This window comes from Polymorphospora sp. NPDC050346 (genome assembly GCF_040655695.1).
In the GTDB taxonomy this organism is placed as follows: Bacteria; Actinomycetota; Actinomycetes; order Mycobacteriales; family Micromonosporaceae; genus Polymorphospora; species Polymorphospora lycopeni.
Genome location: NZ_JBFAKM010000001.1, coordinates 518,271 through 539,754 on the forward strand (window position 1 = coordinate 518,271; position 21,484 = coordinate 539,754).

Consider the following 21,484-nt stretch of genomic DNA (forward strand, 5'->3'; position numbering starts at 1 on the left):
GGACCAATCAACATGGTCATGGGAACCAAAGCAGCAACGTCCGCAGCCTAACACGCGACAAACGGCAATGCTGGCAGATCCCGGCGAAGGTCACGGTGTGGCCTCGGGCACGGAGGCGACGAGTTCGGTCAGCCCCGCCGCGTCGAGCAGGTCCGCCGGCCGCACCGTCACCCCGTCGCGTACATAGTGGAACGCCGCGCGGACGTGCTCGACCGGCACTCCGGCGAGTTCCGCCCAGGCCAGCCGGTAGGCCGCCAACTGCACCGCCGCGGCGGCTGCCTCGGCACCCGTCGGCTGGCGGCCGGTCTTCCAGTCGACCACGTCGTAGCGGCCGCCCGGGTCGGCGTAGACGGCGTCCATCCGGCCGCGTACGACCACCCCCGCGACGATTGTGGCGAACGGCACCTCGACCTCGTGCGGCACCCGGTCGGCCCACCCGCTCTCCAGGAACCGCTGCCGCAACAACTCCAGCGCCTCGTCGGGGGCGGCGTCCTCGTCGGCCGCACCGGGCAGGTCGTCGACGTCGAACAGCCGGCCGGCCCCGAACCGCTGTTCCAGCCAGGCATGGAAGGCGGTGCCCCGGCGGGCGTACGGGTCGGGTCGGGCCGGCATCGGCCGGCGCAGCCGGCGGGCCAGCGCCTGCGGGTCGCGCCGCAGCGCCACCAGTTGCGACACCGACAGGTGGCCGGGCAGTGCCACCTCCCGCGATCCGGCGCCGGACAGCCGCTCCCGCTCGGCCAGCAGCATGCCGACCTCCCGCCGCCACCGCCGCACGACGGGGTCGTCCCCACCCTCGGGTTCACCCGCAGGACCGGGCTCCCCGACCCCGGCAGCATCCGGCCCGGGCGCCGCCGGCACGTCCCCGGCGGGCGCCTCCTCGATCATCAGCCGCCGGACCAGTGCGGCGGCCTCCGCCATCGCCGGCCGGCGGGCACCCAGCGGATCGGCCGGCCACTCGGCCCGCAGCACCATCTCCGTGGTCGGGTTGACCGCGTCCCCCGCCGGCTCCGGCGCCCACTCGTCGACCACGCCGTCACCGGCCCGACAGCGCTCCTGGATCTCGTCCAGGAACACCGAGGGGCCCCGTGCCCTGCGCACCCCGTCCCCCCACCAGAAGCCGGAACAGAGCAGCAGCCGCCGGGGCCGGGTGACGGCGACGTACGCCAGCCGCCGCTCCTCCCGCTCGTCGTGCTCCTGCCAGCTCCGCTGGAACTCGCCGAACGCCGCGTGCACCGCCCGCTGGTCCCGCACGCCGTCGAGATCGAGCCGGGGCAGCCCGTCGGCGTCGCCGCGCAGCGGGAACGGCAGCACGCCGAGCCCGGCGAGATGGTGGTCGGAGGCGCGGACCTGGCCCGGCCACACCCCCCGGGTCAGCCCGGCCACCGAGACCACGTCCCACTCCAGGCCCTTGGCGGCGTGGGCGGTCAGGATCTGCACCGCCCCCTCGACCACCTCGACCTCACCGGGAGCCAGCCCGCGCTCCTCGTCCTCGGCCGCCGCGACGAACGCCAGGAAGCCGGGCAGCGCCGCGCCGTCGGTGTCGCTGGTGAACCGGGCCGCGACGTCGCCCAACGCGTCGAGATGGCCACGGGCCAGCCCGGCGTCACCGCCCCGGCCGGCACCGGCGCGTACGGCCACCTCGACGTCGAGCCCGATGGTCCGCTCGACGTCGGCGATCAGGTCGGGCAACGGCTGGTCGAGCCGCTGGCGCAGCAGGGCGAGTTCCCGGCCGTACGCCCGCAGCCGGGCATACCCCTCCGCCGAGTAGGTCTGCGCCGGCCCGAGGTCGGCCAGCGCCTCGACCAGGGTCGCGTCGTCGAGGCGGTCGGTCACGATCTCCGGCTCGCCGTCGGCCCGGGAAAGCTCGCGGCGGGCGGCCGAGATCACCTTGGCCCGCCGGTGCAGCGCCACCAGGTCGCGCGGACCGATCCGCCAGCGGGCACCGGTGAGCAGTCGCAGCAGGGCCGGGCCGTCGGTCGGATCGGCCAGCACCCGCAGCGTGCAGACGACGTCGCGTACCTCGGGGGTGTCCAGCAGGCCGCCGAGACCGACCACCTCGACCGGCAGGCCACGCGCGCGCAGCGCCGCCTCGATCGGCGGGATCTGGCTGCGCAGCCGCACCAGTACGGCACTCGTCGGCCGGCGGTCGAGCGGAATGTGCTCGGGCAACGCGTCCGGCATCCCGGCCGCGCCCCGCCAGGCGGCCAGCATGCCGTCGGCGATCCAGGCCGCCTCGTCGACGTAGGTCTCGGTCAGCGCACAGTGGACGGTGCGGCCCGGCCGGCCCCGGGCGGTCCTGCCCACGATCGGCTCGTCGACCTGGAACGCGGGCGCCAGCTCGGCGACCCGGGCCCCGGCGACCCGCAGCGGGGCGGACAGCGAGTTGGCCACGCCGAGGATCTCGGGCCGGTTGCGCCAGCTCGTGGTCAGCGTCGACGTACGTGCCGGACGGCCCTCGGCCGTCGCGAAGTCGCCGGGGAACCGGTCGAGGGTGCCCGCGCTCGCCCCCCGCCATCCGTAGATCGACTGGCACGGGTCGCCGACCGCGGTGACCGGATGACCACCGCCGAACAGCGACCGCAGCAGCACCACCTGGGCATGGCTGGTGTCCTGGTACTCGTCGAGCAGCACCACCCGGAACCGCTCCCGCTCGATCGCGCCGACCTCCGGATGGTCGCGGGCGACCCGGGCGGCCCGCGCCATCTGGTCGCCGAAGTCCATCGCCTCGAAGTCCTGCTTGCGTTGCTCGTAGGCGCGGACCAGCGGAAGCAGGCGGAGCCGCAACCGCTGGACGGCCAGCGACCTGCGTACGTCGGCGTAGACCTTGCCCGGCGGATCCTGCACGTCGGCGAAGAAGCGCCCGGTCCAGGCGGCCAGCTCGTCCGGGGTGACCAGATGCTCGGCCAGCTCGCCGGCGAGCGCGAGTACGGCGTCGGTGACCGTGCTCGGCATCCGGTCCACATCGGACATGTCACCGTCGTGGTTGCGGACCACCATGTCCACGATCTGCCAGCGGGACGCCTCGGTGAGCAGCCGCGTCGACGGCTCGTAGCCGGCCCGCAGCCCGTGCTCGCCGACCACCCGCGCCGCGTACGAGTGGTAGGTGGCCACCGTCGGCTCGCCGCCGAGCAGATCCCGGGCCGGATCCCGCCCCTCCCGGCCGAGCCGGCGGACCAACTGCCCCAACCTCGTACGCACCCGGTGGGCCAGCTCACCCGCGGCCTTCCGGGTGAAGGTGAGGCCGAGGATCTGCTCCGGCCGCACGTAGTCGTTGGCCACCAGCCAGACCACCCGGGCCGCCATCGTCTCCGTCTTGCCCGACCCCGCACCGGCGACGACCAGCAGCGGCTCGACCGGCGCGGCGATGATCTCCGACTGCTCCAGGGTCGGGGCGTGCCGCTGCCCGAGCAGCCGGGCCAGTTCGAGCGGGGTGTAACGGGGGCCGGCGTCGGGCGCCCGCCGGGGCGCCGGCGCCGCCGCGAACAACGAAGGCTGGGTCACGGCGCTCCCTCGCTCCGCTCGGTCACGGGTTGGTCTCCGGCCTGCGTGGGGTCGGGGGCTCGACCACCTGGCGGCCCTTGCCGGAGACCGGGCAACTCGTCCGCACCGGGCAGACCCGGCACTTCGAGTTGGCCACCGCGGAGAACGTCGAGGCCGCCATCGTCTCGGCCGTACGCCGCACCATCGCCCGCGCCCAGCCGGCGTCCTCGGCCTCGCCGACCGCCTCCTGGCCCTGCTCCCGGGCATCCTTCGTGGATGTACCGAGCTGGACCAGGGCGGCTCCCCCGGCCTCGTCGCCGAACTCGGCGAACGCGCCCGCCTCGACCGCCGCCTGGTAGGCGCCGAGCTGCGGATGCTCGGCCAGTTCGGCGCCGGTCACCGAGGTCGACTTGCCGGTCTTCAGGTCGATGACGACCAGCCGCCCGTCGGCGTCGACCTCCAGCCGGTCGACCCGGCCGGTCAGGTCCACCGGGCGGGTCGGGTCGTCGAGGCGTACGGCGAACTCGTGCTCGATCGCCAGCAGCCGCCGGGGGTTGCCGGCGAGCCAGCGCAGCAGCTTGTCGACCATCGCCTCGGCACGGGTCAGCTCCGGGCCGGCCATCCACCGGGCGGCCAGGTCGATGGCGTCGAACCGGGCGGCGACGTACTCCAGGAGCTGCGCCCGGTCGGCGGTGGCGTCCTCGGCGAGCATCGCCGCGGCGTGCACCAGGTTGCCGACGCCCTGCGCGGCCCCGGCCGGCGCGCTTCCGCCGTGTTTCTCCAGCAGCCAGCGCAGGCTGCACCGCAGCGCACTCTCCATGGAGGACGGGGTGACCTTCACCGGTTCGCCCTCGTCGACGAGTGGCCGGTCGTCGGAGAGCGCGCGCAGCCCCCACCACTCGTCGGGATGCGCGCCGCGCACGCCGGCGGCGGCGAGCCGGGCCAGTTCGGCGGCGGCGGCCCGCCGCCGGTCCGGCGCCGTCGCCGGATCGGTGACCGCGGTACGCAGCTCGGCGACCAACGCCGCCAGGGTGAGCGCCCGGGGCGGCCGGCTGACCGGCAGCTCCACCGGAGCGTCGTCCGCCCCGCCGGCACCGGCCCCGTCCGGCCCGGGTCCGCCCGAACCGTCTCCGTCCGGCCCGGGTCCGCCCAGCCCGGGTCCGTCCGAACCGTTCCCGCCCAGCCCCGGTCCGCCCGGACCGTTCCCGGCCGCGCCGGACCCGTCCGACCCGTCGTCCGGCCCGTCGCCACGCGGACCGGCACCGCCAGAACCGTCGCCGGTCGGCGGGTCCACGGTGCCGGCGCCCAGCTCGTAGAGGAAACGACTCGGCTGTTCCTCGTAGTCCGCGCCGCCGCCGGCCCCGGCGGAGGCGACCGCGGTGACCAGCAGCCGCCGCCGGGCCCGGGTCGCCGCGACGTGGAAGAGGCGGCGCTCCTCGGCGAGCATGGCCGCCGACTGCCCGGCCATCGCGGCCGCGGTGCCGGCTCCGGCGGCCCGGCCGGCGAGCACGTCGACCAGCCGCTCCGAGCCGAGCAGGCTGCCGCGCAACCGCAGGTCGGGCCAGACCCCCTCCTGCACCCCGGCGACGACCACGAGGTCCCACTCCAGTCCCTTGGCCGCGTGGGCGGTCAGCAGGCGTACGGCCTCGCCGCGGTCGGCGCTCGGGGCGAGCGTGTCGGCCGGCAGCTGCTGGCCGAGCACATGGTCGAGGAAGACCTCGATGCGCGCCCCGGGCAGCCGGTCGACGAACCGGGCCGCGGTGTCGAACAGCACCACGACCGCGTCGAGGTCGCGGTCGGCGGCCGCGGCCCGCATCCGGGGTACGGTGTCCGGCTCGCCGGGCGTCACCGGGCCGCGCGAGGTGAGACCGTGCCACCGCTCGGCGAGCCCGGTGGCCCGCCACACCGCCCACAACACGTCCTCGGCGGTCGCCCCGGGTGCGGCGGCGGCCTCGCGCGCGGTGCCGAGCAGGGCGGCGACCGTCTGCGCCGGCGCCGCCCAGCGGCGCTCGACCGCGACCAGCTCGGTCGGGTCGCGCAGCGCCTCGACCAGCAGTTCGCCGGAGGGCCGCCGGTCGCCGGCGGCGAGCGCGAGGGCCCGCAGCCCCTGGCGCAGCCGCCGCTCGGCGAGCGGGTCCGCGCCGCCCAGTGGCGAGTGCAGCAGCGCCACCGCCGCCTCCTCGTCGAGCCGGTCCGGTTCGAGCGCGCAGCGCAGCAACAGCAGCAGCGGGGCCACCGCCGGTTGCAGGTGCAACGGCAGGTCCTCGGAGTGCACGACGGTGGGAACGGCGGCGGCGTGCAGGGCCCGGTGGAGCGACGGCAGTTGGCGGGCGGTCGAACGGACGATCACCGCCATCCGCGACCACGGCACACCGTCGACCAGGTGTGCCTCGCGCAGCGCGTGGGCGACGTACGTCGACTCGCTGGTCGCGGACCGGAAGGTGCGCACCTCGACCGAGCCGGGCGGGATGCCGGTCAGCGGGCGCAGCTCCCGGTGGCCGGCGGGGCCGCGCAGCCGGCGGGCGAGCCGGTTGGTGGCGGCGAGCAGCCGGCCACCGGCCCGGTAGGAGGTGTGCAGGGTGACCGTGGCGGCGGGGGCGCCGGACACGGTGCGGAACCGCTGCGGAAACGTGGCCACGATGGTCGGATCGGCACCCCGGAACGAGTACGTCGACGAGTCGGGGTCGGCGAAGGCCACCAGCGACCGGCCGCCGTCGGCGATCCTCGCCAGCAGCTCGACCTGGGCCGGGTCGGTGTCGGCCAGCTCGTCGACGTAGACGTGGGCGAGCCGGCGGCGTTCCGCGGCGAGCAGTTCGGGATCGTCGGCGAGCAGGCCGGTGGCGGCCCGGACCAGTTCGGCGGGGTCGTAGGCGACCGAACCGCGGGTGGTCGCGTCGCGCAGGGCCAGCACGGCGACGTATTCGCGCAGGAACCGGGCGGCCGCCGGCCAGTCGGCGCGATCGAGCTGCTCGCCCAGGCGGGCCAGTTGCGCCGGCCCGACGCCGCGCTCCGCCGCCCGCATCAGCAGGTCGCGCAACTGCCCGGCGAAGGCCCGGGTGCGCAGCGCCGGCCGCAGGTCCAGCGGCCAGCCGTACGGATCGTCGCCGTCCTCGTCGGGGCCGACCACGTCGAGCAGTTCCCGGATGATCAGGTCCTGCTCCGGGCCGGTCAGCAGCCGGGGCGACGGTTCGCCCCGGGCGGCGGCGGCCCGGCGCAGCAGCCCGAACGCGTACGCGGGAAAGGTGCGGACGAGGGGTTCGTGCACCACCCGGCCGGCGGCACCGACGATGCGGGCCTCGATCCGGTGCCGCAGCGCGGTGGCGGTCCGCCGGCCGAAGGTGAGCACCAGGATGCGTTCCGGGTCGGTGCCCTCCGCGACCCGGGCGGCGACCGCCTCGACCAGGGTGCTGGTCTTGCCGGTGCCCGGCCCGCCGACCACCAGCAGCGGCCCGTCGACGTGGGCGACGGCCGTCTCGTGGCCGGGGTCACGGACAGTCGCCGGCGCGGCCTCGGCCGGCCGACGGACCAGCCGGTACGCCTGCATCCGCTCATCTCACCATGACGCACCGACACCACGACGGCCCAGGACCCGTGGCACGCCGGGCCGCCGGCCGGCTCAGCCGAGACGCTCCTCGATGGCGTCGAGGGCGGCGGGCACCGAGTCGACGACGAGCAGCAGGTCGATCGCGGCCTCCTTGGCGAACCGCAGGTCCGGCAGGCCGGCCAGCCAGTCGACCAGTCCGGCGTAGAAGCCGTCGGAGTCGACCAGGACGATCGGCTTGCGGTGCATGGCCAGGGTCGCGGTGGTCCACACCTCGAAGAGTTCGTCGAGTGTGCCGAGGCCACCGGGCAGGGTCAGGAACGCGTCCGACTTGTCGATCATGACGGTCTTGCGGCTCGCCATGTCGGCCGTGATCACCAGCTCGTCGGAGTGCGTGTCGGCGACCTCCAGGTCGACCAGCGCCTGCGGGATCACCCCGACCGTACGGCCACCGCCGGCCCGGGCGCCGTCGGCGACCGCGCCCATCATGCCGACACAGCCGCCGCCGGAGACCAGCGTGTGCCCCCGGCGGGCGATCTCCCGCCCGGCCTGGTCGGCCAGGTCGAGGAAACGGCGGTCCAGGGTGCGCGACGAGGCGCAGAAGACGCAGATGGCGGCCATGGTCAGCGGCCCGCCGGGCGCTCGGTCGCCGACGGCTGCCCCGCCGACCCCCGCTCGACCGCCTCGGCGGTCGCCTTCGCCTCGGCCCGCGCCGCCTCGACCTGGGCGGCCGCGGTCTCCTGGATCGCCTCCTGCTCGGCGGCGAGCGCCGCGTCGGCGTCGACGATGTGCCGTACGGCCGTCGCCACGTCGTCGGTCACGCAGATCAGGTCGAGGTCGGCCGGCCCGATCTTGCCGTCGGCGGCCAGCGTGTCGCGCAGCCAGTCCAGCAGCCCCCGCCAGTACGCCTCGCCCATCAGCACGACCGGGAAGCGGGTCACCTTGCCGGTCTGCACCAGGGTGAGCGCCTCGAACATCTCGTCGAGGGTGCCGAACCCGCCCGGCAGGACCACGAACGCCTGCGCGTACTTGACGAACATGGTCTTGCGGGCGAAGAAGTAGCGGAAGTTGATGCCCAGGTCGACCCACTCGTTGATGCCCTGCTCGAACGGCAGCTCGATGCCGAGCCCGACCGACTGGCCGCCGACCTCGGTCGCGCCCCGGTTGGCCGCCGCCATCACGCCCGGCCCGCCACCGGTGATGACCGCGTAGCCGGCCTGCGCCAGCGCCGCGCCGAGCCGCTCCGCGAGCTGGCACTCGGGGCTGTCGGGCTTGCTGCGGGCCGAGCCGAAGACGCTGACCGCGGGCGGCAGGTCGGCGAGGCTGTCGAAGCCCTCGACGAACTCCGACAGGATGCGCAGCGCCCGCCAGGCGTCCCGGGTCTTCCAGTCGCCCCGGCCACGTGAGTCGAGCAGCCCCTGGTCGGCGGTGGCCCGTGGGATCGCGTCACGGCGCAGGGTCACCGGGCCCCGGTGCCACTCCGGCCCGCCGGGAAGGATTCGCTCGCTCATGACGCCCACGGTAGTTGGCGGCGCCCGGCGGCATGAACGCGCCCACCAGCGGTGGAGAGAAAAAGATCCGCACCGGGTGCAACCAAATCGGTGGTGGCAGCGTCTCTTATTCCACATACTGCGTATGCGCGGCGCCCCGGCACCGCCGCCGGGGCCTTCGGGGGGAGGAGCGCCATGAGCGAATACCGCACGCAGGGCGAGCGCGGCGTACCGGACGGGGTGTCTCCATGACCCGGTCGGAGATCATCCGGCAGCGCCGGGAGATGCAGCGCCGAATCCGTGAGGTGGTGGCCCAGCGCCGGGTGGAGGTCGCCCGGCCGCCGCGCCGGACCGACGGCGCCGACGATCCGGAGCCCGGCCCGGCCACGACCTGACCGGCGCCGGCGCGGGCCGGCCGCCGGTCGTGCTCAGGCCAGCCAGCGGCGCAGCGTGGCGGCGCCCTCGCGGATCAGACCGATCTCGACGTGCTCGTCGGGTGCGTGGGCCACGTTCGGGTCGCCCGGGCCGAAGTTGAGCGCCGGGATGCCCAGTGCCGCGAACCGGGCCACGTCGGTCCAGCCGAGCTTGCCGACCGGGGCCGCGCCGACCGTGGCCAGGAACTCCACCGCCGGGGCGGCGGTGAGACCGGGCAGCGCGCCGGCCGCCGAGTCGGTCAGCGTCACCTCGAAACCGTCGAAGACCTCCTGTACGTGCGCGTGCGCCTCGTCGGGCGTCCGGTCGGGGGCGAACCGGTAGTTGACCTCGACCTCGCACAGGTCCGGCACCACGTTGCCGGCCACACCGCCGTGGATGCGGACCGCGTTGAGCCCTTCGCGGTAGGTGCAGCCGTCGATCTCGACCGTGCGGGCCTCGTAGGCGGCCAGCCGGTCGAGCACCGCCCCGGCGGCGTGGATCGCGTTGACCCCCTTCCAGGAGCGGGCCGAGTGGGCCCGCCGGCCGCGGGTCCGTACGGTCGCCCGCATGGTGCCCTGGCAGCCGGCCTCCACCACCCCGTACGTCGGTTCGAGCAGCACTGCGAAGTCCGCCTCCAGCCAGTGCGGGTACGCCTGCGCGACGAGGTTGAGCCCGTTGTAGCGGGAATCGATCTCCTCGGCCTCGTAGAAGAAGTAGGTCACGTCGTAGCGCGGCTCGGGCAGGGTGACGGCCAGGTTGAGCGCGAACGCGACCCCGGACTTCATGTCGCTGGTGCCGCAGCCGTAGATCCGGTCGCCCTCGACGGTGGACGGGAAGTTGTCGTTGAGCGGCACGGTGTCGAGGTGGCCGGCCAGCACGACCCGCTGCGCCCGGCCCAGGTCCGTACGCGCCATCAGCGTGTTCCCGTGCCGGTAGGTGGTCAGGTGGGGCTGCGACCGCAGCACCTCCTCGACCCGGTCGGCGATCTCCTTCTCGTCGAGCGAGACGGACTCGATGTCGACCAGGGCGCGGGTCAGCGCGACCGGGTCGGCCAGTACCTCGGGGGTCAGCGGGTTCACCATGCCCCGCACGGTACCTTCGAGGCCGTGACAAACACGCAGCCCGCCTGGGGCATCGGCCTGGCCACGACCACTGCCGACGGACAGGTGCTCGACACCTGGTATCCGGCCGGCCTACTCGGGCTCGGTGCCCGGCCGGCAGACACCGACGAGAGCCGGCTCGCCGGCGGCACCGGCGACCGGACGCTGCCCGGTCTACGTGCCGTCGTGGTGGTCACCGAGATCGGCTCGCTGGCCGACCCGATCAAGGACGCCGCCGACGCTTACCTGCGGTTGCACCTGCTCTCGCACCGCCTGGTGCGGCCGAACGAGCTGAACCTGGACGGCATCTTCGGCGCGCTGGCCAACGTCGCCTGGACGTCGGCCGGCCCGTGCCCGCCGGACCGGGTCGACGAGCTGCGGCTGGTCGAGCGGGCCGCCGGCCGCCACCTGGCCGTGTACGGGGTGGACAAGTTCCCCCGGATGACCGACTACGTGGTGCCGTCCGGGGTGCGGATCGCCGACGCCGACCGGGTGCGGCTCGGCGCCCACCTGGCGTCCGGCACGACGGTGATGCACGAGGGCTTCTGCAACTTCAACGCCGGCACGCTGGGCGCCTCGATGGTCGAGGGCCGGATCGTGGCCGGGGTGGTCGTCGGTGACGGCTCCGACATCGGCGGCGGCGCCTCGATCATGGGCACGCTGTCCGGCGGCGGGAAGGACCGGGTCAGCATCGGCGAGCGCAGCCTGATCGGTGCGAACGCCGGCGTCGGGATCTCGCTCGGCGACGACTGCGTGGTCGAGGCCGGCTGCTACATCACCGCAGCCTCGAAGCTCCTCCTGCCCGACGGCCGGGTGGTCAAGGCCCGCGAGCTGTCCGGTGTGGACGGACTGCTGTTCTGGCGCAACTCGGTCACCGGCGCGCTGGAGGCGAAGCCGCGTACCGGCACCGGCATCGAGCTCAACGCCGCGCTGCACGCCAACGACTGAAGACCGGTTCCGGCCCGCCGAGGCAGTGGCGGGCCGGAACCGGCGGTCTCTGGTGTCACTCCGGCGTCTTGACGCCCCCGGTCGCGGCCGGCGAGAAGCGTCCGTCCTGCACGGTGTTCACGATGATGTTGAAGAACGTGTTCGGTGCCAGGCCGGTGGCGTCGAAGTAGATCCGACCGGTGCCCGGGTTGGCCGTCACGGTGTAGTCCTTGCGCATCGCGGTGCCCGACGGCATGCAGCGCGGCGGCAGCCCCTCCCCGTCCCACACCTCCCAGCAGCTCTTGTCGTGGCCCCGGCTGATCCAGTTGACGCTGACGTGGTAGCGCTGCTCGTTCCAGGAGTTGTCGAGCCAGCTCATCCGGATCGTGCTGTCGGTGTAGTGCGTCGAGGCCGACAGGGTCAGGCCGGTCGGCGCGGGCGGCTCGACCTTGTAGGTGTGGCAGCCGAGCAGTCGGTCCGGCGCGACCGGCGTCGTCCAGTCGCGGTAGTTCTCGACGTAGGCGCAGAACTCGTGCGTGCCGTAGGTGCCGGGGATCGGGACCGTGGTCGAGAAGCCTACCCAGCCGCCCCGGCCGGCGTGGTACTGGTCGGCGTAGAACAGGCCGTAGTCGTAGTTGTACGCCCGGACCCGAACCCGTACCGGGCCGCCGTTGGCGTCCGACGCCCAGCCGGACACGCGCAGTTGCGCGCCGCCGAGGTACTGGTACGACTCCAGCGCCCCGACCGGACTCTTGTCCGATGGGGGCGGGGGTGGAGGTGGCGGGTCGCCGGGATCCTCGTTGCAGATGGGCGGCGGGTTCGGCCGGTCGCAGTAGGGCGCCGCGTTGGCCGGGACCGCGGGCAGGACGACGGCGGTGGCGGCGGCCAGCAGGCCCACGACGAAGGCACGGGTACGTCTCATCAGATCATTACGGCACCCGCCGTTGGGAATCAGGTGGCAATCGACTGGAACCCGACTGCCCCCGCCGTCCCCGGCCAGCGCCTCTAGCAGTGCGGTCAGGCTTCTCGGGCAGAGCTGGGCAAACTGGTGCACATCATGTAAATAACCCAGCATCCGCCGTAGGGCGTTCCCACTCCCGGGCATGATGGGCCTGCCCCCCTAACCACCAGGGAAGGCTGTCCGTGCCAGGTCACCGGTTGCTCGCCACCGCACTGCTGATGCTGGTGCTGCCGTTGGCCGCCTGCGGCACCGGTCGCCCCGCCACCGGCACGGCCGGCCCGACCCCCGGATACATCCTGGAGATCCCGCTGACCGCCGCGCCGGGAACCGCCTGGATGGGGGGTGAGCCTTTCACCCTGGCGTCGGAGATCACCGTCGCCACCGGCGAACCGGTGGTCGTCCTGCCCGGAACGGCGGGGGCGGGCCACACCACCGCCGTACGCTTCGCGGTCACCATCACCAACCGCCGGCCGGAACCGCTCGACGTGTCGGACGCGGTCGTACGCGCGAACGTCGGCGCGGCCCGCACCCCGGTGACCCTGGCCGACGGCGCCGGCCCGGGTTTCCGGGGCGTCGTCGAGCCGGGCCGGCAGCAGACGGTCGACCTGACGTTCAGTGTCCCGACCGGCGACCTGTCACTCATCGAGGTCCGGGTGACCCCGGCGGCCCGGATGGGGACCGCGCTCTTCCAGGGTTCGGTCGACTGACCGTCCCGACGGACTGTCAGCCAGCCGACAGCGACCCGACCATCACCATCTTGAGATTCGTCCGGTTGAGCCCGAAAAGAGACTACCGGCGGCTGCCGGCGACCGTCGCGCCGCGCCGACTCCCCCCACGCGCCCACCGCCCGGCGCCGCACCCATCCGGAGGATCCACCGTGATCAGACTGTCCAAGCGCGGTGCCATCGTCATGCTCGCCTCGGTCGTCACCCTCGGCGTGGCCAGCGTCGCCTGGGCCGCGTGGTCGGTCACCGGCTCGGGTACGGCCACCGCCCGGGCCCAGTCCGTGCAGGCGCTGACCGCCACCGCCGAGCCGGTCACCCAGCTCTACCCGGGCGCGGTCGCCGACGTACGGCTTCGGGTCACCAACCCCAACCGGTTCAAGGTCGCGGTGACCAGCCTGGCCCTCGGGCAACTCACCACCGACAAGCCGGGCTGCACCGCCGACAACAGCGGCATCCTGCTCAAGCCGCAGACCCGGCCGGTGCTGGTCGACGCCCAGGCCCGACCGCAGGACGTCGTGCTGCCCGGCGCGATCCGGATGACCAACGAGTCCGCCGCCGCCTGCGCCGGCGCCACCTTCACCCTCGGCTTCACCTTCGCCGGCGTCAGCGCCGCCGAATGAGGCGCCTGCTCACCGCGTCGCCCGCCGTGGTGGCGATCGGAACCGGGGTGGCCGTGCTCGCCGGTGGCGCGACCGCCCTGGCCGCCTGGGTCGTGACCAGCGAACCGACCACGATGTCGACCACGGCGGTGACGCTGTCCCCCGGCAACCGGCCGGAGGTCGGCGCGGCCGGCGGCACGGTCACCGTGCGGTGGGCACCCAGCCAGATCGTCGCCGGGCACGACGTGTCGGGCTACCGGATCACCCGGTACGACCGCGCCGGTGGGGCGCAGCCCGCCCGGGGCGTGTGCGAGGAGATCGTGACCGGCTCGAACTGCACCGACGCCGCCGTACCACCGGGCACCTGGACCTACACGGTGCGGCCGGTGCAGGCCAACTGGACCGGCCCGGAGAGCGAACGCAGCCACCCGGTCACCATCACCGTCCCCGACCCGGCCGCCGGTGCGTCGCCCGCACCGGTCCCGCCGCCGTCCGGGCCGCCGCCACCGCCTTCGGCCCGCTACGGCACGGTACGCGTCGACGGGCGTGACGTGCCGGCGACCGGTCCGAACGCCCCGTCGTGGACCGTGGAGTGGCCGGCCAACCCGGACGCGGCGACCACCCTGGTGGTGGTCTATCCCGGCCCGCCCGAGCCCGGCTCGGTCTTCGCCGGCTGGGACGGCCGGCCCCGGCCGGTCACCGTCGACACCGACCCGGCCGGCCCCACCCTGACCGTGTACGCCGCCGGCCGCGCCGACCCGCGTACCCCGGCGCTGGGGCCGTTCGCCGTCGGCGCCGCCGGGCGATCCACCACACCGGGCAGCTCCGCCGGCACCGTCGAACTCTCCGGCGACCGGTATCTGGTCACTTTCGGCGGCCCGGCGGCCACCGCCCGGCCGACCCCGCCGGCCCCGACCGGCGGCGCCACGCCGACCGCCCGGGCCACGCCGACCGCCCGGGCCACGCCGACCGTGCCGGCCCGGCCCCCGGCACCGGTCCCGGACCTGCCGGCCACCCCGGTGCCGACCGGGACGGGCGGCCCCGACGACCGGCCCACGGAGGCGGCACCGGTGCCGTCGGACCGCCCGGCGGAGTCCGCCCCACGGTCACCCTGAACGGTCGGGCAGCGTCGAGCGGGCCGGCGGTACGACCGCGGTCGGGCCGCTCAGCAGCGCCGTCGCCGCCGCCGCGGCCAGCGGCCGGGAGAAGAGATACCCCTGTCCGTACGGGCAGCCCAGATCGCCGAGCAGGTCGCGTTCGACCCGCGACTCGACGCCCTCGGCGATGACCTCGAGCCCGAGCGTGCCGGCGAGCCCGACGATCGCCTCCACCAGGGCCCGCTGCCGGGGCGAGCCGGAGATGGTCGAGGTGAAGGACCGGTCGATCTTCAGCACGTCGACCGGCATCCGCTGGAGATAACTCAGCGACGAGAACCCGGTGCCGAAGTCGTCGATGGCGACCCGTACGCCGATCCGCCGCAGGGCGGCCAGCTCGGCCCAGGCCCGGTCGTCGTCGCGCAGCAGCGACGACTCGGTGATCTCCAACATCACGCCGGACGGGTCGACCCCGGCGGCGGTGAGCGCCGCGCTCACCTTGTCGACGAAGGCCGGCGCCCGCAGTTGGTGCGCCGAGACGTTGACGCTGACGTACGGCGTGGCACGCCCGGCACGGACCTGCCGCCACCCGGCCACCGTCCGGACCGCCTCGTGCAGCACCCAGTCGCCGATCGCCTCGATGAGTCCGGTCTCCTCGGCGATGGCGATGAACTCCGCGGGCGGTACGAAGCCCAGCGTGGGATGCCGCCACCGGACCAGTGCCTCGAAGCCGAGGATCGCACCGCTGCCCATCACCACGATCGGCTGGTAGTCGAGGGTGAACGTACGCTCGCTGACCGCCCGGGCGAGCGCGGCCCGCAGTTCGAGCCGTTCGACGATCGCGGTGTGCACGGAGGCCTCGTACCGGCGCCACCGGCGCTTGCCGTCGCCCTTGGCCACGAAGAGCGCGAGGTCGGCGTGCCGGAGCAGTTCGCCGGCGTCGGCGGCGTCGGCGGTGGTCGCGATGCCGATGCTCACCGAGCCCCGGACCTCCGCGCCATCGATGGTGAACGGTTCGGCGAGCGCCGCGATCACCTGCTCCGCGACCAGTTCCGCCTCGGCCGGGCTGCCCAGGTCGTCGACGAGGGCGGCGAACTCGTCGCCGCCGTTGCGGGCCACCGTGCCGAGCCCGCCGACCGCCGTGGTCAACCGCCGGGCGACGGCGATCAGCAGCTCGTCGCCGGCGGTGTGGCCGAGGGTCTCGTTGACGGCGGTGAGATCGTCGAAGTCGATGATCAGGGCGGCGACGATCCGCCCGGTCTCGCTGGCCCGCCCCACCGCCTCGCTGACCCGGTCGTGGAAGAGCGTGCGGTTGGCCAGCCCGGTCAGGGCGTCGTGGCGGGTGCCGTGGGTCAGCTCGTGTTCGAGCCGGCGCCGGTCGGTGACGTCGCGCAGGGTGATGACCAGTCCCCGTACGGTCCGGTCCCGGCGCAGGTCGCGATAGCTCGCCTCGACCTGGACCGGGGTGTCGTCCGGCCGGACCAGCCGCCAGTCGGCCCACTGCCCCGGCCGCCCGCCGGACGCCCGCGCCTGGGCCAGCAGTTCGGTGACCGGCACCCCGGTCTCCGCCGCGACGATCTCGCCGAGCGGGGTGCCGGGCGCCGGTTCGACCCCGAGGACGGTGGCGACCGCCGGGCTGGCGTAGCGCAGCCGGTGGTCGTCGTCGACGATCAGGATGACATCGGTCGTGGTCTGCACGATGGTCCGGAAGTACGCCTCGCTGTTGCGCCGGTTGATCTCCTCGCTGAGGCTGATCCGTTGCAGCGCCAGGGCGGCCTGGGCGGCCAGTGCCTCCAGCGCGTCGCGCAGGGTGACCAGCACCTCGGCCTCGGCGGCGACCAGCAGGGCACCGACCCGGGGAATCCCGGCGGCGCCCTCGTCGAGGACCATCGGGCACAGCAGCGTCTGCTCGTAGGCGCGCAACTGGTTGGCCAGGCCCGGGTGCAGGGTGCCGGTACGCAGCATCCGGGTGCGGCGCAGCGCCGCCGCCCCGGACATCGGGTAGGGCTGCGGCGCCCCGTGCCCCCACACGCTGAACGCGGCGGCGGGCACCCCGTCGGAGCGGTTGACGGAGAAGACCATGCGGTGCGTGGCGCCGCGCGGCATCAGGCGGGCGACCGTCGTCCGGACCGCCTCGGCCACCTCGTCGGCGCCGGCGGCGGACACCAGGGCGGCACCGGCGACCCGCAGCCCCCGCTCCCGGCCGACGGCGCTGCGGTGTGCGTCGGCGACGTCGGCGAAGCGGCTGAGTACGAGCACGAACATCACCCCGGACACGACCGAGATGACGACGTCGTCGTGCGGCTGCCCGGCCAGCGCCCGCAGAAGCAGCACCGCCGGCCCGACCAGCGCGAGCGTTCCGAGCAGGACGAGCCAGAGCCGACTGATCTGCGCGGCCCGGGGTTGGGCCGGCTCGGTGAGCGCGGTCATCGACGGGTGCAACGCGGCCGCGCTCCACGCGGTGTAGAAGACCAGCCAGCCGATCTCACCCGGGTTGCCGTCCGGCCAGCCGCCGTCCCGCAACGCGAGCACGTAGAGCACATCGGACACCAGCAGCCCGGTGGCCCCGATCAGCAGCAGCCGCACCGCCGTGTTGCGCCGGGCGATGAACGCCAGCCGGACCGTGGTGGCGAAGACCAGCAGGGCGCCGAAGATGTACGCCGCGGCCGCCGACCGGTCGACGGCCCGCGTCCCGCCGTTGAACAGCGGGCCGATCACGAACACCCAGCCGAGGAAGATCGCGGCGGTGGTGAAGATCAGCAGGTCGAGGAAGCGGGCCCGGTCGCGCATCGTCGAACTGATCCGGGTCAGGCCGAGCAGCCCGGTGGCCAGCAGCGGAAACATCGCCAGGTAGAAGATGTCGGCGAGCAGCGACGCCGAGCCCCGCGAGTCGGCGGTGAGGCTGTAGCTCATGTCGCCGGCGGCGAAGACGGCCAGCCCGGCCCCGATCAGATACCAGGCGTAGCGCCGGCGCGGCCGGTGCCGGCGCACCCCGAGCAGGACCGCGGCGAGGCTGGCCAGCCCGACCAGTGCCCAGGCGACCGGACGCAGCGGGGGTACGGCGAACACGGCGACGCCGAGCACCGCCATGACCGAGCAATAGCCGACGACGGCCTTCCGCGTGGACACGCGCCTCCCCTGCCGGCACCGGAATCGTCACAGTGGACACGGCGTGGACGCGTCCGTCGCTTTGGTTTACCAGCCCGGCCCACGCTCCGCCATCACCCCGCCGGACACTGATTGTGACCGATATCTGGCAGATCACCGATCCACGGAGGACTCCGGCCTGAGCACCAGGTCGGCCCGGCCGGCGGTGGCGGCGATCCGTTCCGCGTTCACCTGGTCGGACCCGTACGCGCGGGCGGTGGCTTCGGCGAGGTCACGGCCGTACCGCACGTGCCGCTCGGTCAGCCGGCGCAGCCGTACGTCCTCGCCGGGATCGAGGAACCACACCTCGTCGAGCAGCGGCCGTACGCCGTCCCACGGGTGCTCGGGCACGAGCAGGTAGTTGCCCTCGGTGACGACCAACCGTACCGACGGCGGCACCGGGACGGCCCCGGCGACGGGCTCCTCGATCTCGCGGCGGAACTCCGGCGCGTAGACCGTGGCGTCGTCGGGAAACCGCAGCCGGCGTAGCAGGGCGACATAACCCGCGCCGTCGAAGGTGTCGATCGCGCCCTTGCGGGCCTGCCGGCCGAGCCGGTGCAGTTCGGTCCCGGCGAGGTGGAAGCCGTCCATCGGCACCAGGGCGGCCATGTCTCCCAGGGCGGCGACGATCCCGGCGGCCAGGGTGGACTTGCCGGCGCCGGGCGCACCGGCGATGCCGAGCAGCTGGCGTGGGCCCGCGTCGGCGAGGGCACGGGCGCGGGCGATCAGGCTGGGATCGGTCACCGGCCGACTATCCCACCCGGTCACCGCCGTCGGCGCGGGCCGCCGCGCCGGTCAGTCGGCCAGCACCGTCGGTTCGCTGATCGAGAACCGGGCCTCGACACTGGCCTGCACCGTCTGCACCTGCGGGTCGAGGTCGAGTTCGGGTGACCCCTTCCCCATCGCGTCGAGGTGGAACGCGGCCCGGGTCATCATCGGCTGGTTGGTCATGCCGGTGTCGGCGAGCTCGAGCAGGGCGGTGACCCGGGCACCGAGCGCCCCGGCGTACTCCCGCGCCCGGGCGAGCGCCTCGTCGATCGCCGCCCGGCGGGCGTCACGGTAGGCCGGGCTGGTCGGGCGCAGCTCCCACCAGGGGCCGGCGACACTGGTCTGCTCCTGGTCGGCGAGACGCAACATCAGTTCGCCGAGGACGGTGAAGTCGGTGACGGTCACGGTGGTGGTGACCGAGCCCTGGTAGGCGACCACCCGCTCGCCGGAGCGCTTCAGCTCCGGGCGCACCTGCAGGGTGCCGGTCTCCCGGCGTTCGATCGCGTCGCCGTAGCCGTCGATCAGGGCGCGGACCGCGGCGGCCCGCTCGCCGAGCCGGGTCAGGGTCGCCTGCCGGTCACGGTCCCGGGCCGCCACCGTCACCGCGAACCGGGCCACCTCCGGTGGGACCTCCCGGGTCGCCTCGCCGCGTACCGCCAGAACCGGACCATCGACCATGACCTCAGCCTAGCCACCCGGGGCGGCGGGCGCCGGGAAGGTCAGCGGGCGAGCCGCTCGACCGCCGCGGCGACCCGCTCGTCGGTGGCGGTCAGCGCGACCCGGACGTGCCGCTCCCCCGCCGGGCCGTAGAACGCGCCCGGCGCGGCCAGGATGCCCCGCTCGGCCAGCCAGGTGACCGTCGCCCAGCACTCCTCACCCCGGGTCGCCCACAGGTAGAGCCCGGCCTCGGAATACGACAGCTCGAACCCGGCACCGGTGAGCGCGGCCCGCAGCAGTTCGCGCCGGGCGGCGTAGCGCCCGCGCTGCTCCTGGACGTGCGTCTCGTCGTCGAGCGCGGCGATCATGGCCGCCTGCACCGGTGCCGGCATGATCATTCCGGCGTGCTTGCGTACGGCCAGCAGCTCGGCGACCAGGGCCGGGTCACCGCCCAGGAAGCCGGCCCGGTAGCCGGCCAGGTTGGAGCGCTTGGACAGCGAGTGGACGGCCAGGAGCCCGTCGTACGAGCCGTCGCAGACCCGCGGATCGAGGATCGAGACCGGCTCGTCCGCCCAGCCCAGCGACAGGTAGCACTCGTCGCTGGCGACGACCGCGCCGCGCTCCCGCGCCCAGTCGACGACCTTGCGCAGATGGGCCGTGGGCAGCACCCGGCCGGTCGGGTTGGACGGCGAGTTGACCCAGACGAGGCGCACCCGCGGGGTCGGGCCGAGCGCGGTCAGCGAGTCGGTACGCACCACGGTCGCCCCGGCCAGCCGCGCCCCGACCTCGTACGTCGGGTAGCCGACCTGCGGCAGGACGACGACGTCACCGGCGCGTACGCCGAGCAGGGTGGGCAGCCACGCGACCAGTTCCTTGGACCCGATCAGCGGCAGCACACCCAGCCCGTCGGCGGAGGCACCACAGGACCGGCCGAGCCATCGGGTGATCGCCGCCCGCAGTGCCGGCGTGCCGGCGGTGAGCGGATAGCCCGGCGCGTCCGAGGCCGCGTCGAGGGCAGCCCGGATCAGCGCCGGAACCGGGTCGACGGGCGTGCCGATCGACAGGTCGACGATGCCGTCCGGGTGCCCGGCGGCGAGCCGCTTGGCCGGCTCGAGCAGATCCCACGGGAAGTCGGGCAGCCCCGCCGAGACGGCGGTGACCGGTGGCCCCGCCGCCGGTGTGTCGGCCGGCACGCCGCTCAGTGGCCCTCGCCGCGAGGCGGCTGCGCCGCGACGAACGTCGCGTCCTTCTCCACCTTGCCGACCTTCGACGCACCACCGGGCGAGCCGAGGTCCTCGAAGAACTCGTAGTTGGCGGTGGTGTAGTCCTTCCAGTTCTCCGGGACGTCGTCCTCGTAGAAGATCGCCTCGACCGGGCAGACCGGCTCGCACGCCCCGCAGTCGACACACTCGTCGGGGTGGATGTAGAGCATCCGGTTGCCCTCGTAGATGCAGTCGACCGGGCACTCCTCGATGCACGCCTTGTCGAGCACATCCACGCACGGCTCGGCGATGATGTACGTCACGGGTCATCTCCTCCGCAAGCTACGCCGCGATCATCCGCGGCGGTAAGAGCCTAGTATCTCGCCGGGGAGGGGGTCGATCGTGCTCAGGCAGCAGGATGTGGGACATCGGGTCGTGGTCCGGCGAATTGTCGGGGTCCGAAACGATAGAGCCCTGTATTCCGACGCGCTCGGCGAACTCGTCGACCTCACCGAGACGCATCTCACCATCGCCACCTCCACTGGCCCGCTGAGCGTACCGCTGACCGAGGTGCACCGGGCCAAGCGCGTACCCGCCTCGCGGCGCCCGACCGCCGCGGACGTCGTGGCCCTCGAACTCGCGGCCAACGAGGCGTGGCCGGCACCGGACCAGGACCGGCTCGGCGACTGGCTGCTGCGCAGCGCGCAGGGCTGGACCGGGCGGGGCAACTCGGCGCTGCCGGTCGGCGACCCCGACCGGCCCCTGGACGCGGCCGTCGACGCCGTCCAGGACTGGTACGCCACCCGTGGCCAGCCCGCGATGATCAACGTGCCGCTCCCGCTGGCCGGGCCGGTCGGCGTGGCGCTCGACGAGCGGGGCTGGGACGCGCGGCCGTTGACGCTGGTCCGCACCACCGGCCTGACCGACCTGCTGGCGGTCCTGCCGCCCCGCGACGACCTGCCGGAAGCACGGCTGGAGCCGGCACCGTCCGCGGACTGGCTGGCCGTCGCCGCCGGCCGCAAGGGTGGTCTGCCGGACGCCGCGCACCACCTGCTGACCGCTGTCGACCGGGTCTGTTTCGTCCACCTGCACGACGACGGCGAACTGGTCGGCACCGCCCGCGGCACGATCACCGGCGGCGGACGCTGGCTGGGCATCGGGCTGGTCGAGGTGGTCCCCACCGCCCGCCGGCGCGGCCTGGCCGCACACATGATCGGGGCGCTCGCCCGGTGGGCGGCCGGGGGTGGGGCGACCGACGCCTTCCTCCAGGTCGAGGAGCGCAACACGCCGGCGGTCACGCTCTACGGACGGCTCGGCTTCACCACCCACCACACGTATCTGACCCGCGTCGCACCGTGACGGCCGGCGCGGATCAGCGC

At 74.4% G+C, this 21,484-nt stretch carries 17 protein-coding genes; 6 read left to right on the plus strand and 11 right to left on the minus strand.

The window, feature by feature from the left end; genetic code table 11:
* Positions 1-90: 90 nt before the first annotated feature.
* The 4 genes from AB0I42_RS02175 to AB0I42_RS02190 form a co-directional block, all read right to left on the minus strand.
* Entirely contained in the window at positions 91-3,501 is a 3,411-nt protein-coding gene (locus AB0I42_RS02175; RefSeq protein ID WP_357533305.1) for a UvrD-helicase domain-containing protein, read from the minus strand.
* Positions 3,502-3,523: 22 nt separating this feature from the next.
* Positions 3,524-7,024 carry an ATP-dependent DNA helicase gene (locus tag AB0I42_RS02180; protein ID WP_357533307.1) on the minus strand — a complete coding sequence of 1,167 codons (3,501 nt, stop codon included), beginning with the start codon at positions 7,022-7,024 and terminating at the stop codon, positions 3,524-3,526.
* Between the two features lie 72 nt (positions 7,025-7,096).
* Positions 7,097-7,642: a TIGR00730 family Rossman fold protein gene (locus AB0I42_RS02185; RefSeq protein ID WP_357533309.1), complete on the minus strand. Its 546-nt coding sequence runs from the start codon at positions 7,640-7,642 to the stop codon at positions 7,097-7,099.
* Positions 7,643-7,644: 2 nt separating this feature from the next.
* Entirely contained in the window at positions 7,645-8,532 is an 888-nt protein-coding gene (locus tag AB0I42_RS02190) for a TIGR00730 family Rossman fold protein (RefSeq protein WP_357533311.1), read from the minus strand.
* 227 nt (positions 8,533-8,759) lie between these two features.
* Here AB0I42_RS02190 and AB0I42_RS02195 point away from each other — a divergent pair, with 227 nt between their 5' ends.
* On the plus strand, positions 8,760-8,906 hold the full coding sequence (locus AB0I42_RS02195; protein ID WP_357533312.1) for a hypothetical protein: 147 nt from the start codon (positions 8,760-8,762) through the stop codon (positions 8,904-8,906).
* A gap of 33 nt (positions 8,907-8,939) precedes the next feature.
* Here the strand turns inward: AB0I42_RS02195 and dapE are convergent, their stop codons facing one another.
* Entirely contained in the window at positions 8,940-10,007 is a 1,068-nt protein-coding gene (gene dapE / locus AB0I42_RS02200) for a succinyl-diaminopimelate desuccinylase (protein ID WP_357533314.1), read from the minus strand.
* A 24-nt stretch (positions 10,008-10,031) separates the two neighbouring features.
* On the opposite strand from dapE, the gene dapD reads away from it, so the two are divergent.
* Entirely contained in the window at positions 10,032-10,973 is a 942-nt protein-coding gene (gene dapD, locus AB0I42_RS02205; protein ID WP_357533315.1) for a 2,3,4,5-tetrahydropyridine-2,6-dicarboxylate N-succinyltransferase, read from the plus strand.
* Positions 10,974-11,028: 55 nt separating this feature from the next.
* Here the strand turns inward: dapD and AB0I42_RS02210 are convergent, their stop codons facing one another.
* Positions 11,029-11,874, minus strand: a complete 846-nt coding sequence (locus tag AB0I42_RS02210; protein ID WP_357533317.1) for a hypothetical protein — start codon at positions 11,872-11,874, stop codon at positions 11,029-11,031.
* Between the two features lie 221 nt (positions 11,875-12,095).
* Here AB0I42_RS02210 and AB0I42_RS02215 point away from each other — a divergent pair, with 221 nt between their 5' ends.
* From AB0I42_RS02215 to AB0I42_RS02225, 3 genes are all read left to right on the plus strand, one after another.
* Positions 12,096-12,620 (plus strand): hypothetical protein, encoded by a 525-nt coding sequence (locus AB0I42_RS02215; protein ID WP_357533319.1) that lies wholly within the window; start codon positions 12,096-12,098, stop codon positions 12,618-12,620.
* Between the two features lie 170 nt (positions 12,621-12,790).
* On the plus strand, positions 12,791-13,258 hold the full coding sequence (locus tag AB0I42_RS02220) for a hypothetical protein (RefSeq protein WP_357533321.1): 468 nt from the start codon (positions 12,791-12,793) through the stop codon (positions 13,256-13,258).
* A complete protein-coding gene (locus AB0I42_RS02225; protein WP_357533323.1) occupies positions 13,255-14,352 on the plus strand; it encodes a hypothetical protein in 1,098 nt (365 codons plus the stop codon). Before AB0I42_RS02220 ends, AB0I42_RS02225 begins: the two co-directional genes overlap by 4 nt.
* Here AB0I42_RS02225 and AB0I42_RS02230 read toward each other — a convergent pair.
* The 5 genes from AB0I42_RS02230 to fdxA form a co-directional block, all read right to left on the minus strand.
* The gene (locus tag AB0I42_RS02230; RefSeq protein WP_357533324.1) at positions 14,344-17,460 is read right to left on the minus strand and encodes an EAL domain-containing protein; all 3,117 of its coding nucleotides are present in this window, start codon (positions 17,458-17,460) and stop codon (positions 14,344-14,346) included. The genes AB0I42_RS02225 and AB0I42_RS02230 overlap by 9 nt on opposite strands.
* 132 nt (positions 17,461-17,592) lie before the next feature.
* Complete coding sequence (locus AB0I42_RS02235; RefSeq protein WP_357533326.1) at positions 17,593-18,222, minus strand: nucleoside/nucleotide kinase family protein; 630 nt, start codon at positions 18,220-18,222, stop codon at positions 17,593-17,595.
* 51 nt (positions 18,223-18,273) lie between these two features.
* On the minus strand, positions 18,274-18,924 hold the full coding sequence (locus AB0I42_RS02240) for an SIMPL domain-containing protein (RefSeq protein ID WP_357533327.1): 651 nt from the start codon (positions 18,922-18,924) through the stop codon (positions 18,274-18,276).
* A gap of 41 nt (positions 18,925-18,965) precedes the next feature.
* Positions 18,966-20,096, minus strand: coding sequence for a succinyldiaminopimelate transaminase (gene dapC / locus AB0I42_RS02245; RefSeq protein ID WP_357533328.1), 1,131 nt, complete (start codon positions 20,094-20,096; stop codon positions 18,966-18,968).
* A 5-nt stretch (positions 20,097-20,101) separates the two neighbouring features.
* Positions 20,102-20,428, minus strand: coding sequence for a ferredoxin (gene fdxA, locus AB0I42_RS02250; protein WP_212826598.1), 327 nt, complete (start codon positions 20,426-20,428; stop codon positions 20,102-20,104).
* A gap of 79 nt (positions 20,429-20,507) precedes the next feature.
* Here fdxA and AB0I42_RS02255 point away from each other — a divergent pair, with 79 nt between their 5' ends.
* Positions 20,508-21,464, plus strand: a complete 957-nt coding sequence (locus AB0I42_RS02255) for a GNAT family N-acetyltransferase (protein WP_357533330.1) — start codon at positions 20,508-20,510, stop codon at positions 21,462-21,464.
* Positions 21,465-21,484: the final 20 nt, after the last annotated feature.